Origin of the sequence: Pedobacter nototheniae, assembly GCF_032678625.1 — a bacterium.
Taxonomy (GTDB): domain Bacteria; phylum Bacteroidota; class Bacteroidia; order Sphingobacteriales; family Sphingobacteriaceae; genus Pedobacter; species Pedobacter nototheniae_A.
In genome coordinates, this window is sequence record NZ_JAVTSO010000005.1 from 415,197 (window position 1) to 428,152 (window position 12,956).

Here is a 12,956-nt window from a genome sequence, read left to right on the forward strand (position 1 = left end):
GATTACACAGATTTAATTAGAAGATTATACTGATTAGATAAATTACACCGATTTGTTTTAACATAATCGGTGTAATCATTTAAAGTCAGAAAATCAAAAACATAAAATGGCAAGAGATTTAAAATTTACAAGAAATATCGGAATCGCTGCTCACATTGATGCGGGTAAAACCACAACAACAGAGCGTATTCTTTATTATGCTGGTGTAAGTCATAAAATTGGTGAAGTGCACGAAGGTGCTGCAACAATGGACTGGATGGCACAAGAGCAAGAGCGTGGTATTACCATCACTTCTGCTGCAACTACTGTTGATTGGAATTACAGAGGTCAAAAATATCATGTTAACGTTATTGATACACCAGGTCACGTGGATTTTACCGTAGAGGTAAACCGTTCGTTACGTGTGTTAGACGGATTGGTGTTTTTGTTTTCTGCTGTTGATGGTGTTGAGCCTCAATCAGAAACCAACTGGCGTTTAGCGAATAATTACAGTGTACCACGTATTGGTTTCGTTAACAAAATGGACCGTTCTGGTGCTGACTTTTTAAAAGTTGTTAAGCAGGTTAAAGATATGTTAGGTAGTAATGCAGTTCCATTGCAATTACCTATCGGTGCTGAAGACGGATTTAAAGGTGTGGTTGATTTAATTAACAACCGTGGTATTGTTTGGAATGAGCATGATAAAGGTATGACCTTTACTGAAGTGCCTATCCCTGAAGATATGCTGGATGAAGTTGCAGAGTGGAGAGAGAAATTGTTAGAATCAGTTGCTGATTATGATGAGTCTTTAATGGAGAAATTCTTCGATGCACCTGAAACAATTACAGAGCGTGAAGTTTTAGATGCTTTACGTGCGGCTGTATTAGATGCTAAAATTGTTCCTATGGTTTGTGGTTCATCTTTCAAAAACAAAGGTGTTCAAACCATGTTGGATTATGTGATGGAATTACTGCCTTCTCCTATGGATAGCGAAGGTGTTACGGGTACTAACCCTGATACTGGTGCTGAGGTTTTATTAAAACCAAGCATTACTGAGCCGTTTGCAGCTTTAGCATTTAAAATTGCAACCGATCCTTTCGTAGGTCGTTTATGTTTTATCCGTGTTTACTCAGGTAACTTAGAAGCCGGTTCTTACGTGTATAATTCACGTTCAGAAAATAAAGAGCGTATTTCTCGTATCTTCCAAATGCATGCTAATAAGCAAAACCCGGTTCCGAATGTGGCTGCTGGTGATATTGCTGCAGTAGTTGGATTTAAAGACATCAAAACAGGAGATACCCTTTGTGAAGAGAAAAATCCAATCGTTTTGGAATCAATGAACTTCCCTGAGCCAGTTATCGGTTTAGCTATTGAGCCTAAAACTCAGGCTGATGTTGATAAATTGGGTATGGGCTTATCTAAATTAGCTGAAGAAGATCCTACATTCAGAGTGCAAACTGACCAAGAAACTGGTCAAACTGTAATCTCTGGTATGGGTGAGCTTCACTTAGATATCTTAATCGATCGTTTAAAACGTGAGTTTAAAGTAGAGGTTAATCAAGGTGCGCCACAAGTAGCTTATAAAGAAGCCATTTTCGGTACAACTAATCACCGTGAAACATACAAGAAACAATCAGGTGGTCGTGGTAAATTTGCTGATATTTCAGTAGTTATCTCACCAATTGATGCTGATTTCGAAAAAGGTGGTTTACAATTCGTAAACGAAATTACAGGTGGTTCAATTCCACGTGAATTTATCCCTTCAGTAGAAAAAGGATTTGCATCAGCAATGGCCAATGGTGTATTAGCAGGTTATCCACTTCCTGATATGAAAGTACGTTTGATCGATGGTTCATTCCACGCGGTCGATTCAGATGCTTTATCATTTGAGCTTGCAGCTCGTATGGCATATCGTGAGGCTTTACCTAAATGTAAACCTACTTTGATGGAGCCAATCATGAAAATCGAAATCTTAACCCCTGAAGAAAACATGGGTGATGTTATCGGTGATATGAACCGTCGTCGTGGTCAGTTATTAGGTATGGATACCCGTAACGGATCTCAGGTAATTAAAGCAACTGTGCCTCTTTCTGAAATGTTTGGTTATGTAACTCAGTTACGTACAATCACTTCAGGTCGTGCAACTTCAACAATGGAATTTGACCACTATGAAGCTGCGCCTAAAAACGTACAGGATGAAGTAATTGCTAAATCTAAAGGTAGAGTAAAATCTGAAGACTAATTTTTTGTTATCCCGAACTTAGTGAAGCATCTTTTTAATGAGCTGCTTCGCTAAGCTCAGCATGACAGATTATAAAGATAAATCCGGTTTCTGTTGTTAATAGCTCTAACAGGAAACCACAATTAAAAATAAGATGAGCCAAAGAATCAGAATTAAATTAAAATCTTACGATTACAACTTAGTAGATAAATCTGCTGAGAAAATCGTAAAAACTGTTAAACCTACGGGTGCAGTTGTAAGTGGACCAATTCCACTTCCTACAGAGAAAAAAATCTTTACTGTTTTACGTTCTCCACACGTAAACAAAAAAGCTAGAGAGCAGTTCCAATTGTGCGCTTACAAACGCTTATTAGATATTTATAGCTCTAACTCTAAAACAGTTGATGCTTTAATGAAACTTGAATTACCTAGCGGTGTTGAAGTTGAAATCAAAGTTTAATTGATTTTAAAAAAAACAAAAAAGTCCTGATGCAAATCAGGACTTTTTTTATGCCCCAACTTTCGCCTTTCTTTTTAGTAAACAAAACGCCCGTTTGTGTGTTCAACATTATATACGATAAAGATGAAAAAGCAAGATTTAAAAAGTAAAGAAGCTATTATTGAGGGGCAGGATTTTGCCGATCCAAAGGCCGAACAAAAGGAAAAGCCGTCATCGCATGGCGAAACTGCAAACCAAAAGGATGGAGATTTCTCTGAACTTGAAGAAAGCCGCATGGAGCATCCACCTAAACATCGTGATGATAATGGCTCTGATAAAAGCGATACAGATGATCCGCAAGGCAGCGTATCGCAACAGGATGGGGTTAAGTAAAGCTTATATTAATTTGGCTACCTGCGTAGTTAAATGATCCAAATCGAATGGTTTTGGTATGAAGTAGCAATGTTTAAGGTGATGGGGCAATACCAGGTTGTTCATTACTGAAAATATAATTATGGGAATATGTTTTGTATTGATGTTACTGCCGAGTTTCTCGCAAATATCATAACCCGTATTGGCTTCAGACAGTAAATAATCTACGATAACCAAATCGGGTTTAAACGTTTTAACTACTTTAAAAAAAGAAATGGAGTGCTCAACAGTTTTTACTTCATAATCTTCCTTAAAAATTAGTTCAAGTACTTCTAAAGTGCTTCTATCGTTATCTATAATCAGTATTTTTTTCATAGGTTATCAGCACTTATAAAATTGAGTTGTTAGTCTATAATTCCGTTCCTAACAACAAAATTTATCAATGCAGCTGTATTTCGCTTACCGGTTTTATCCAGTAAATTCTGCCGGTTGCCCTCAATAGTTCGTTTACTGGTAAATAATTTATCCGCTATTTCACTATTAGTGTAACCTTCAGCAATGAGTGTTAATATTTCTACTTCACGTTTAGATATTTCTACATCAGATTTTAAATGAGCAGCGCCTATTTTGAATTTTCCTTTTAATTTGGAGAGGAGCTGAATGGTTAAATTGGTGCATATATATTTATGACCCGATACAATTTGATTGATGGCAAAAACAATTTCCGAAATATTAACTGTTTTTAGTAAATAACCATCAGCACCTGCTTCCAGCGATTGAAGTACATAGCTTTCTTGATCAAGTATGGTTAATACCAGTATTTTTATTTTAGGATAATTAGATTTTATAATGGATATAAGTTCTATACCCTTCATTTCAGGCATATTAATATCCGTAATTATAATATCCGGGTTTATGCCAGCTTTTAAATGTTCAAGAACTTCAAGACCATTTGCAGCCTCAGCAATTATTTTAATATTTGTATCATCTTTCTCAAATAAAGAGATGATTCCATTTCGCACAATGTTGTGATCGTCAGCTAATAAGACTTTTATTAAAGTTTTCAATTTAAATGGTTGTTAAACCTAATGTGTAATTTTCAAATATCGATAAAAATGAACACCTGCTTAAACGTGTTAATACTATAAATGAGCGTATAAATACGTTATTAATTGCTTATATAGACCTGTTAAAGTAAAGAGTACCGCATAAATAATCAATTGATAAACCTTTTGACATAAACGCTGTTATAAGCTAAACAGCCAATTATAAATCTTTATGGATATTCAGAAAAATGATCAGGGCAAAAAAGATTTGAAATCAACCGATCAGCAAAAAAAGAAAATTAAATACGATAAGGGAGAGGTAACCTACGGGCATGTTATAAGTGAGCCCGAATTTAGCAGAAAAGATAAATCAACAGCCCACTATGAAGCGGAAGAGGTGAATCAAAAGTTAAGCCACCTTAGTCTTGCTGAAGATACTGACCCCGGCAAGAGAAATAAGAATAAGGAAAAAGGTGTTCGTGGGAAAAATATTTAACAGGTTAAATATAAAGGAATTACAACGTATGGTAATCCCTTTATATTTACGTAATGAATTTTCTGGTAGATGAAAATCAGTTTTAAGATTCAACAACTATAATGTGTTGACTAAGAAACGGGTTAGGTCCTTAATAAGTTTTAGTTATAATGATTGGGTTTAACCAGTGCGTCGCGAATCTTAATTACGCAGTAAAATTGAAAAACTAAACCGAATAATACAATTAATTCAAAACAAAACCTTTGATAAATGTCAATTCTACGACAAAATTAGTACTCTTAAAACTACTTAGTACATTCCGGAGGTTTGTTGGTAGTCTTGCTTTATCTTTTCTCCATACGCTTTTGCTTTATCAAAAATAGAAGGTAGGTTTTCCTTAAAATCGTCAACCATTGATTTTCCGTCTTCAGGTCTTTTCTTGGTTGCATATTTAAAACCGTAAACTGCAGCTGCGCCCAACAGGGCATATTTCAATAAGCTCATAATTTTATTTTTTAATTAAATTCCACTATTTAGAACGTCATCTTCACTTCTTTGATGCGTTGAGTTTTTAAAATCATCTGATGAACTTCCGGTATGGCTGGAAGCACTTTCAACATCAGGATGTTTATCAGGACTGTTATAAGCGTCATCACTTAAAGAGTCTGCTCCTTGCGTACCTGTATTGTCATAGCCATCTCTGGCCGTACTTTTATTTTCTTTGTTTTTCTGATTTTTTTCGGCAATTGGATCCTTTCCGTAACTCGTTACTTCGTTTGTATCGTTGCCTTTTTCGTAAGCTTTTTGCACATCAGTTTTTTCAACATGCTTTTCATTATTACCTACGTAACCTTCTGTATGCTCAGCCTTATTATATATACTCGTTTTCATGGCAGTAAGTTAAATTCTAATAAACAACGTTTCTAAAAGCAAAAAGTTTGCAATTTATTCTTCATTTGATGACTTAATATTCAGAATATATTCATTTTAATCGCTGATATTTAAATAATATTAACGATTGGAGAACGGGGATGTATTTGGTACAATTTTTAGCCATTTTGGCAATACACAGTTAATTAATTTTTTATGTCTAAAGCCGAACAAGGTCGCATCAATCAACAATATGCCAATCAAAAAGCATGGCTTAAATGGGGTCCGTATGTTGCAGAACGACAATGGGGAACCGTTAGAGAAGATTATAGCCCGGGAGGTGATGCATGGGATTTTACCACCCATGATACGGCAAGAAGTAAAGCCTTTAGATGGGGAGAAGAGGGTTTGGGGGGTATTAGTGACAGTGAACAACTGCTTTGCCTGGGCTTAGCCTTATGGAACGGCAGCGACCCCATTTTAAAAGAACGTCTTTTTGGGTTAAACAACGCAGAAGGAAATCATGGTGAGGATGTAAAAGAACTATATTATTACCTGGACAATACGCCCATGCATACATACATGCAAATGTTGTATAAATATCCGCAATCTGCTTTTCCCTATTCCAGGCTTGTAGAAGAAAATGCTAAACGATCCAGGCTGGAGCCCGAATTTGAATTGATGGACACCGGTATATTTGATGAAGACAAATACTTTGATGTTTTTATTAATTATGCAAAGAATGATGAAGATGACCTCCTCATCAACTATACCATTTTTAACAGGAGCAATGAGGATGCCGAACTTCATGTGTTGCCACAATTGTGGTACCGGAATAACTGGAGCTGGAATGGTGCTGCAGTTAAACCCACCATTAGTACAGTAGGGCAGGACAAACTATTGCTGCATTCAGAAAAACTGGGTAGGTTATATTGCTATGCAGATGGAAGCCCTGAATTTTTATTTACCGATAATGAAACCAACAACGAACGTTTATATCAATCGGCCAATCAATCAGATTACGTAAAGGATGGTATTAATAACTACCTGATAAACGGAGATAAAAAGGCTATAAATCCTGCAAAAACAGGAACCAAAGTAGCGGTGCATTATAAAAAACTTGTACCTGCAAAACAAAGTGTTAGTATAAAACTCCGGTTAAGCAGTAAGCAGTTAAAAACACCTTTTGAAAATTATGAAGAGGTTTTTGAAAACCGTAAACAGGAAGCCAATGAGTTTTATGCCGATAAACATGCTGCAGGTAATAGTGACGAGGAAAAAATGCTGCAGCGACAGGCCTGGGCAGGCCTGTTATGGAATAAGCAGTATTATAATTACGATGTAAATGCCTGGCTAAAAGGCGATCCGGGTTTGCCAAAACCTGATGATGAAAGAGCGTGTGGCAGAAATTATCACTGGAGCCATTTTATGGCTGCTGATGTAATTTTGATGCCAGATAAGTGGGAGTATCCCTGGTTTGCAGCCTGGGACCTTGCTTTTCATTGCATAGCACTGGCGCCTGTTGATCCCGATTTTGCAAAACAGCAATTGCGATTGTTGCTAAACAATAGTTACATCCATCCAAACGGGCAGTTACCCGCTTATGAGTGGGATTTTACAGATGCAAATCCACCGGTACATGCATTGGCTTCTTATAAGGTTTACCTGGTAGATAAGAAAGCGAAAGGTACCGGCGATTTAAAGTTTTTAGAAGAAGTATTTCAGCGGTTACTCCTCAATTTTACCTGGTGGGTAAACCAAAAAGATAGTGAAGGCAATAATATTTTTGAAGGTGGTTTTTTAGGTCTCGATAATATAGGCGTATTTAACCGTAGTGAACCTGTACCAGGCGGCGGATTTTTAGAGCAGGCAGATGGCACCAGCTGGATGGCCATGTATGCTTTAAATATGCTTCAGATTAGTATTGAATTGGCTTTGCATAATTCTTTATATGAAGATATGGCGATTAAATTTGCTGAACATTTTTTATTCATTGCCGGATCAATTGATAATATGGGCGATCATCATATTGGCTTATGGGATGACCACGATGGCTTTTACTATGATTTATTGCGCAAGCCTGATGGAGATTGGGATCGGTTACGCCTTCGTACCCTTGTAGGGCTTATACCCATGTTTGCAGTGATTGTTTTCAGCGATAAAGACTGGAAAGATTTACCAAAACTCAGGTCCCGTTTAGAGGCTTTTATGCTTCAGCGGCCTGACCTGGTTCAACTGGTAAGCCATTGGGCAGATACAAGTGGCAATGACAAGCACCTTTTTTCACTTCTGCGCGGGCACAGAATGAAAATGCTTTTACGCAGAATGCTGGATACAAGCGAATTTCTTTCTGATTTCGGTATCAGGTCGGTTTCTAAAGTTTATGAAACACAGCCCTATAGTTATTGGTTAAATGGGAGTGATTATTCCGTAAAATACATTCCGGCAGAAAGTGATACCGGTATGTTTGGTGGCAACAGCAACTGGCGTGGGCCAATCTGGATGCCCCTGAATTATTTATTGGTGGATGCCTTAAAGCATTTTCACGAATATTATACAGATGATTTTAAAGTAGAGTATCCAACTGGGTCCAATGAATATTTTTCGCTGTCTGAAATTGCAGACTTGTTAAGCCAGCGGATGAAAAACCTGTTTTTAAAAAATGATAAAGGCGAACGGGCCGTATTTGGAGGTTATCCCAAGTTAAATCATGATGAATACTTTAAGGATTACCTGTTGTATTATGAGTATTTTAATGGTGATAATGGCAAAGGGTTGGGCGCGAGCCACCAAACCGGTTGGACGGCGTTAATTGCCCTTTTATAACACAAATTAAATAAAAACTACCATGGAAAGATTTAAAAATAAAGTTGCTTTAGTTACCGGAAGCAGTCAGGGAATTGGTGCTGCATGTGCCTTGCGAATGGCAAGTGAAGGTGCCGATATAATTTTAAATGGCCGAACGCTGGATGAGCGTGGCGAAAAGCTTATTAGCCAAATTAATGAAATGGGTAGAAAGGCTACTTTTTTAGTTGCCGATATTAGCCAGACACAAAATGTAATTAACCTGATAAATGATGCCACTAAAGTTTATGGAAAGCTGGATATTCTGGTAAACAATGCAGGTGTAGAAAAGAACCATAACTTTTGGGAAGTAACCGAAGCAGAATACGATTTGGTAATGGATACAAATTTAAAAGGGCTTTTCTTTGGTATTCAGGCTTTTGCCAAATATTGCATGGATAGTAAAAATCCGGGTACGGTAGTAAATATGAGTTCGGTACATGAAGAAATTATCTTTCCTCATTTCGCAGCGTACTGCGCCAGTAAAGGTGGTCTTAAAATGTTAACCAGGAATTTAGCTACAGAACTTGCCCCTTTTAATATTCGGATTAACAATGTGGCCCCCGGCGCAATTGCTACACCTATTAATCAATCACTGATGGATAATAAGGAACAGTTAAATAATGTACTTAAAAATATTCCAATGAAAAAGCTGGGCGCTCCTGAAGATGTTGCCGCCGTGGTGGCATTTCTGGCTTCTGACGATGCGAAATATGTTACCGGTTCTACTTATTTTGTTGATGGAGGCTTGACCTACCACTATGAAGAACAATAGAATGACCATGCTTTTTATTGATCTTCTTTAACAAGCTTAAAGGAAATTAAATTAATTATATTCGTTTATAAAATTATCTAACCATGTCATTCCAGGGCTATTTAAAAACCATTAAAAAAAAACAGGACTTACTGCTCATGATTTTAGAGGAAAAGCCCAGGAAAAAGGTTTCACAGAAAATGATATGCTTAAAGCCACGGTAAAAGCTGGCGACGTGGTAAATTGGTTAAAAGCAGATTACGATCTGGGCCACGGCCGTGCAATGGCAATTTATGCTTTGTTAAAAGGAATTAAAAACGAAGACAGCGAATAGGAAAAATCAATCCTTTTTCATCCTCTGAAAAAATAATTTGCTTAATACTGTAAGAAATTTTCATAAAGCTTTACTAAGAAGTAAATGCTAAAAAGATGAAAAAGAAAATTTTAATAATCCCGGTTATATTAATTGCCCTATTTGTAACAGGAAATCATTTATTTGCCCAAACGGTAAGTACAAAACCTTTCGAGGTTAAGGTAACAGGAAAAGGCCAACCCATGTTGTTTATCCCGGGTTTAACCTGCAGTGGTGCGGTTTGGGATGAAACAATAGCACGGTACAGTAAAAACCATCAATGCCATGTATTTACCTTGGCAGGTTATGCCGGAGTGGCTCCAACTACAAAAACACCTTATTTAGATACTTATAAGGATGCGATTATACAGTATATAAAGGATAAAAAATTAGAACATGTGATTTTGGTAGGCCATTCAATAGGTGGTTTTCTATCCTTGCGTATTGCTACGGAATTGCAGGCGCATTTGCAAAAAGTTATTATAGTTGATGCTTTACCATTTTATGCAGGCATGATGAATCCCAATGCAAAAAATGGATTTAATGAAGAAGAAGCTAAAAAAGCTTTGGCCAACTTTGATAAAATGGATTATGCTGCTCTTAAAGCCAGCCAGTTTAATACCGCAAAATTTTTATGTGCCGATTCTACAAAATGGGATAAAATTGCAACCTGGGGTGCAAACTCCGATCGTAAAACAATGGCTTATAGTATGTACGAAATGTTGGGCAATGATATGCGTCAAAATATTGCAGCTATTAAAATACCTGTATTGGTTATGGCCGCTTTTGCACCCGTTGCTCAATATCCGGCGTTCACCAAAGAATATGTATTGTCGTCTTACCAGCAGCAATACCAGCAATGTAAAACCTGCAAAGTGGAGGTAACGCCATCAGCCAAACATTTTATAATGTATGATGCTCCAGAATGGTTTTTTAGTGAAATTGATGCCTTTATTAAGGCAGATTAATTCATTTATAAATGCCGGATAAACAGGAAGAAGAATTTAATGAGCTGGTTAAAAATAATCACGCCAGTATATATCGGATTTGCAGGGCTTATCTTTATGATGTTTCTCATGCAAATGATCTTTACCAGGAGATTTTATTCCAGGTGTGGAAAAGCATGCACAACTTTAAAGGCCACGCCAAAGTAAGCACCTGGATATATAGGGTTGCAGTTAATACAGCCATTAGTTATAATTTAAAAAATAAAAAGCATGATCATCAGTCTCTGCCAGATCAGATTCAGCTTCCTTACGAAGATACCATGCCTCAAAAAATGGAACAGGAAATTCAGTTGGATCACCTGCGCTATTGCATCAGTATGCTTGAGGCAGAAAACAGGCTAATTATATCACTGGTATTAGAAGATAGGAGTTATAAGGATATTGCCGAAATAACAGGTACCAACATTAACCAGGTGGGCGTAAAAATTAATCGTATAAAAGCAAGATTGCTTAAACTCATGCAATTAAAAAAATAATGGACTTCGAAGATATTCAAAAAAGCTGGCAGGCACAGCCCGTTGAGGTTAATACAGACCATAAATTACTGGATGCACAAAAGGATAGGTGGGAAAGAAACCAACAAAAACTCTTTAGAAACAACATTTGTATGAGTTTAGGCTTTTTTGTGGCTATGGTGGTCATTGGCTGGGTTTATTTTTCTTTTAAAGATCAGTATGGCTTGCCTTTCAAAATTAGTATTGCTACCGTTTACATTTTAATGATCGTGTTTTTAGTGATAAATTGGAGAAGCTACGCTTTTAAAAAAAGAAACATACATGATTCCAGCCAGGAATATATCCAGCAGCAAATTAAAAGACTGAATTGGCAGAAAAATATAATTACAAAATACACCTGGATGTACACCATATTATTGTGGTTGGCAATGGTGATGTATATATGGGAGATTACGATGATGGCCACTCCAACTTTTAGGTATACAGCTTTAGGTATTACTACTTTTTACATATTTGGCATTACGGTTTGGAACAGGGCAAGGAAACAGAAAAAGCAATTGAAGGAAATACATGAATTGATTGCTGATTTGGAAAACATGAAACGAGGATTAAATTATACTATAGAGAATTAACAGTGTGCTAATTGTTTTGTGGCGCATTTAACTGCGGGTTTGTTTAGGGTAAAAAAATGACAGGTTTTAAAAATGATTCTTTTTATTAAAGCCCTTGATTCATTAACTTCGCCCAAAATTAATTGAGCGCATGGAGTGGAAATATTTACTATCGAATAAAAGGTACGGGCAAGAACAGTATGGTGCCAGTACTGATAGGGCACGTTCTGATTTTCAGCGTGATTATGATCGCTTAATATTTTCTTCACCATTCCGTCGTTTGCAAAATAAAACGCAGGTTTTTCCGCTGCCAGGTAGTGTATTTGTACACAATCGCTTAACTCATAGTTTGGAGGTAGCAAGCGTTGCCCGTTCTATGGCTAATATTTTTTTAAACACTTTAGAGGAAAAAAATCCACAATTAATTAAAGAAGTACCTTTAATTAATGAAGTAGGTAATATTGTAGCGGCGGCTGCACTGGCACATGATTTGGGAAATCCGGCTTTCGGGCATTCAGGAGAAGCCGCCATTTCGAGGTATTTTACTGATGGTGACGGAAAAGTGTACCAGAAAGAAATGTCTGAATCTCAATGGCACGATTTAATTAATTTTGAGGGAAATGCCAATGCCATCCGCATTTTAACACATCCGCTAAAAGGTAAAGGGAACGACGCCTACGCTTTAACTTATTCTACCTTAGCTTCTATTGCAAAATACCCTTGCGCATCTATAGCAGGCAAGCAAAAAGGAATACTGCACAGAAAAAAATATGGCTTTTTCCAGTCGGAAGAAGAAACATTTAAAAAGATTGCAGCAGAACTAAAGCTTGAAAAAGAGGAGGGAGCGCACTTAATTTATAAGCGCCATCCACTGGTTTATTTGGTTGAGGCGGCAGATGATATTTGTTACAGTATTATTGATTTGGAAGATGCCCATCGTTTAAAAATCCTTTCTTACGAAGAAGTGAAAGGTTATTTATTACCTTTTGCCAATTCTAAAACAATTGAAGACAGGCTTAAAAATGATTATGAGGATGATGATGCCAAAATAGGTTTATTGAGGGCCAAAGCCATCAATACCTTAACGGTAACCTGTGCAGAGATTTTTTACAGAGAACAGGAAAGTTTATTGAGGGGCGATTTAAATCAAAGTTTAACAGATTTGATTCCGGAGCCATACCTGAGTGCATGGAAAGCCGTTGAAAAGGTTTCTGTAGAACGTATTTATAATTTCTCGTCGGTAATACAGAAAGAAGTTGCAGGATATAAAATTATGGCAGGTTTATTAGAAGAATTTGTACCTGCACTAATTAATAACAACACCCACTATTATAAAAAACTGGTGAAACTTATTCCAAAACAATACCATACTGATTTAACTGATATATATTCAAGAACTCAAAGCGTATTGGACTTTGTATCAGGCATGACAGATTTGTATGCCGTTGATTTATACCGGAACATTAAAGGCATTTCTTTTCCTTCAGAAACTTAGCCAAGGTGCTGGGTATTTTTAATGGCTGGTGTTATC

General features: G+C 36.9%; 14 protein-coding genes and 1 pseudogene. 11 read left to right on the forward strand and 4 right to left on the reverse strand.

Going from position 1 to position 12,956, the window contains the following annotated elements; all coding sequences use genetic code 11:
- Window positions 1-106: 106 nt before the first annotated feature.
- The 3 genes from fusA (at window position 107) to R2Q77_RS16570 (ending at window position 3,032) form a co-directional block, all read left to right on the forward strand.
- Entirely contained in the window at window positions 107-2,221 is a 2,115-nt protein-coding gene (fusA, locus tag R2Q77_RS16560) for an elongation factor G (protein WP_316804837.1), read from the forward strand.
- Window positions 2,222-2,354: 133 nt separating this feature from the next.
- Window positions 2,355-2,660 carry a 30S ribosomal protein S10 gene (rpsJ, locus tag R2Q77_RS16565; protein ID WP_008244591.1) on the forward strand — a complete coding sequence of 102 codons (306 nt, stop codon included), beginning with the start codon at window positions 2,355-2,357 and terminating at the stop codon, window positions 2,658-2,660.
- Window positions 2,661-2,783: 123 nt separating this feature from the next.
- Window positions 2,784-3,032 (forward strand): hypothetical protein, encoded by a 249-nt coding sequence (locus R2Q77_RS16570; protein WP_316804838.1) that lies wholly within the window; start codon window positions 2,784-2,786, stop codon window positions 3,030-3,032.
- Window positions 3,033-3,035: 3 nt separating this feature from the next.
- Here the strand turns inward: R2Q77_RS16570 and R2Q77_RS16575 are convergent, their stop codons facing one another.
- Both R2Q77_RS16575 and R2Q77_RS16580 read right to left on the reverse strand, forming a co-directional pair.
- Window positions 3,036-3,386: a response regulator gene (locus R2Q77_RS16575; protein WP_316804839.1), complete on the reverse strand. Its 351-nt coding sequence runs from the start codon at window positions 3,384-3,386 to the stop codon at window positions 3,036-3,038.
- Between the two features lie 29 nt (window positions 3,387-3,415).
- On the reverse strand, window positions 3,416-4,078 hold the full coding sequence (locus R2Q77_RS16580; protein WP_316804840.1) for a response regulator transcription factor: 663 nt from the start codon (window positions 4,076-4,078) through the stop codon (window positions 3,416-3,418).
- A 211-nt stretch (window positions 4,079-4,289) separates the two neighbouring features.
- On the opposite strand from R2Q77_RS16580, the gene R2Q77_RS16585 reads away from it, so the two are divergent.
- Window positions 4,290-4,553 carry a hypothetical protein gene (locus tag R2Q77_RS16585; protein WP_316804841.1) on the forward strand — a complete coding sequence of 88 codons (264 nt, stop codon included), beginning with the start codon at window positions 4,290-4,292 and terminating at the stop codon, window positions 4,551-4,553.
- 288 nt (window positions 4,554-4,841) lie between these two features.
- Here R2Q77_RS16585 and R2Q77_RS16590 read toward each other — a convergent pair whose 3' ends face one another.
- Both R2Q77_RS16590 and R2Q77_RS16595 read right to left on the reverse strand, forming a co-directional pair.
- On the reverse strand, window positions 4,842-5,036 hold the full coding sequence (locus tag R2Q77_RS16590; RefSeq protein ID WP_199157610.1) for a YtxH domain-containing protein: 195 nt from the start codon (window positions 5,034-5,036) through the stop codon (window positions 4,842-4,844).
- A 15-nt stretch (window positions 5,037-5,051) separates the two neighbouring features.
- Window positions 5,052-5,423: a hypothetical protein gene (locus R2Q77_RS16595; protein WP_316804842.1), complete on the reverse strand. Its 372-nt coding sequence runs from the start codon at window positions 5,421-5,423 to the stop codon at window positions 5,052-5,054.
- A 195-nt stretch (window positions 5,424-5,618) separates the two neighbouring features.
- On the opposite strand from R2Q77_RS16595, the gene R2Q77_RS16600 reads away from it, so the two are divergent.
- The 7 genes and pseudogenes from R2Q77_RS16600 to R2Q77_RS16630 all read left to right on the forward strand — a co-directional run bounded on the left by R2Q77_RS16600 (window position 5,619) and on the right by R2Q77_RS16630 (window position 12,920).
- Window positions 5,619-8,228 carry an MGH1-like glycoside hydrolase domain-containing protein gene (locus R2Q77_RS16600; protein WP_316804843.1) on the forward strand — a complete coding sequence of 870 codons (2,610 nt, stop codon included), beginning with the start codon at window positions 5,619-5,621 and terminating at the stop codon, window positions 8,226-8,228.
- Between the two features lie 22 nt (window positions 8,229-8,250).
- On the forward strand, window positions 8,251-9,021 hold the full coding sequence (locus tag R2Q77_RS16605) for a glucose 1-dehydrogenase (RefSeq protein WP_316804844.1): 771 nt from the start codon (window positions 8,251-8,253) through the stop codon (window positions 9,019-9,021).
- 175 nt (window positions 9,022-9,196) lie between these two features.
- Window positions 9,197-9,334: pseudogene (locus R2Q77_RS16610) on the forward strand (DUF4287 domain-containing protein); the annotation flags it as partial.
- Between the two features lie 95 nt (window positions 9,335-9,429).
- Window positions 9,430-10,320: an alpha/beta hydrolase gene (locus tag R2Q77_RS16615; RefSeq protein WP_316804845.1), complete on the forward strand. Its 891-nt coding sequence runs from the start codon at window positions 9,430-9,432 to the stop codon at window positions 10,318-10,320.
- 11 nt (window positions 10,321-10,331) lie between these two features.
- Window positions 10,332-10,835: an RNA polymerase sigma factor gene (locus R2Q77_RS16620; protein WP_316804846.1), complete on the forward strand. Its 504-nt coding sequence runs from the start codon at window positions 10,332-10,334 to the stop codon at window positions 10,833-10,835.
- Window positions 10,835-11,446 (forward strand): hypothetical protein, encoded by a 612-nt coding sequence (locus R2Q77_RS16625; RefSeq protein WP_316804847.1) that lies wholly within the window; start codon window positions 10,835-10,837, stop codon window positions 11,444-11,446. Before R2Q77_RS16620 ends, R2Q77_RS16625 begins: the two co-directional genes overlap by 1 nt.
- A gap of 130 nt (window positions 11,447-11,576) precedes the next feature.
- On the forward strand, window positions 11,577-12,920 hold the full coding sequence (locus tag R2Q77_RS16630; RefSeq protein WP_316804848.1) for a deoxyguanosinetriphosphate triphosphohydrolase: 1,344 nt from the start codon (window positions 11,577-11,579) through the stop codon (window positions 12,918-12,920).
- Window positions 12,921-12,956: the final 36 nt, after the last annotated feature.

Excerpts from the sequence above, each read along its gene's own strand:
- fusA (WP_316804837.1), top strand. The coding sequence starts at position 107 with ATGGCAAGAGATTTAAAATTTACAAGAAATATCGGAATCGCTGCTCAC.
- rpsJ (WP_008244591.1), top strand. The coding sequence starts at position 2,355 with ATGAGCCAAAGAATCAGAATTAAATTAAAATCTTACGATTACAACTTA.
- R2Q77_RS16570 (WP_316804838.1), top strand. The coding sequence starts at position 2,784 with ATGAAAAAGCAAGATTTAAAAAGTAAAGAAGCTATTATTGAGGGGCAG.
- R2Q77_RS16575 (WP_316804839.1), bottom strand. The coding sequence starts at position 3,386 with ATGAAAAAAATACTGATTATAGATAACGATAGAAGCACTTTAGAAGTA.
- R2Q77_RS16585 (WP_316804841.1), top strand. The coding sequence starts at position 4,290 with ATGGATATTCAGAAAAATGATCAGGGCAAAAAAGATTTGAAATCAACC.
- R2Q77_RS16590 (WP_199157610.1), bottom strand. The coding sequence starts at position 5,036 with ATGAGCTTATTGAAATATGCCCTGTTGGGCGCAGCTGCAGTTTACGGT.
- R2Q77_RS16595 (WP_316804842.1), bottom strand. The coding sequence starts at position 5,423 with ATGAAAACGAGTATATATAATAAGGCTGAGCATACAGAAGGTTACGTA.
- R2Q77_RS16600 (WP_316804843.1), top strand. The coding sequence starts at position 5,619 with ATGTCTAAAGCCGAACAAGGTCGCATCAATCAACAATATGCCAATCAA.
- R2Q77_RS16605 (WP_316804844.1), top strand. The coding sequence starts at position 8,251 with ATGGAAAGATTTAAAAATAAAGTTGCTTTAGTTACCGGAAGCAGTCAG.
- R2Q77_RS16615 (WP_316804845.1), top strand. The coding sequence starts at position 9,430 with ATGAAAAAGAAAATTTTAATAATCCCGGTTATATTAATTGCCCTATTT.
- R2Q77_RS16620 (WP_316804846.1), top strand. The coding sequence starts at position 10,332 with ATGCCGGATAAACAGGAAGAAGAATTTAATGAGCTGGTTAAAAATAAT.
- R2Q77_RS16625 (WP_316804847.1), top strand. The coding sequence starts at position 10,835 with ATGGACTTCGAAGATATTCAAAAAAGCTGGCAGGCACAGCCCGTTGAG.
- R2Q77_RS16630 (WP_316804848.1), top strand. The coding sequence starts at position 11,577 with ATGGAGTGGAAATATTTACTATCGAATAAAAGGTACGGGCAAGAACAG.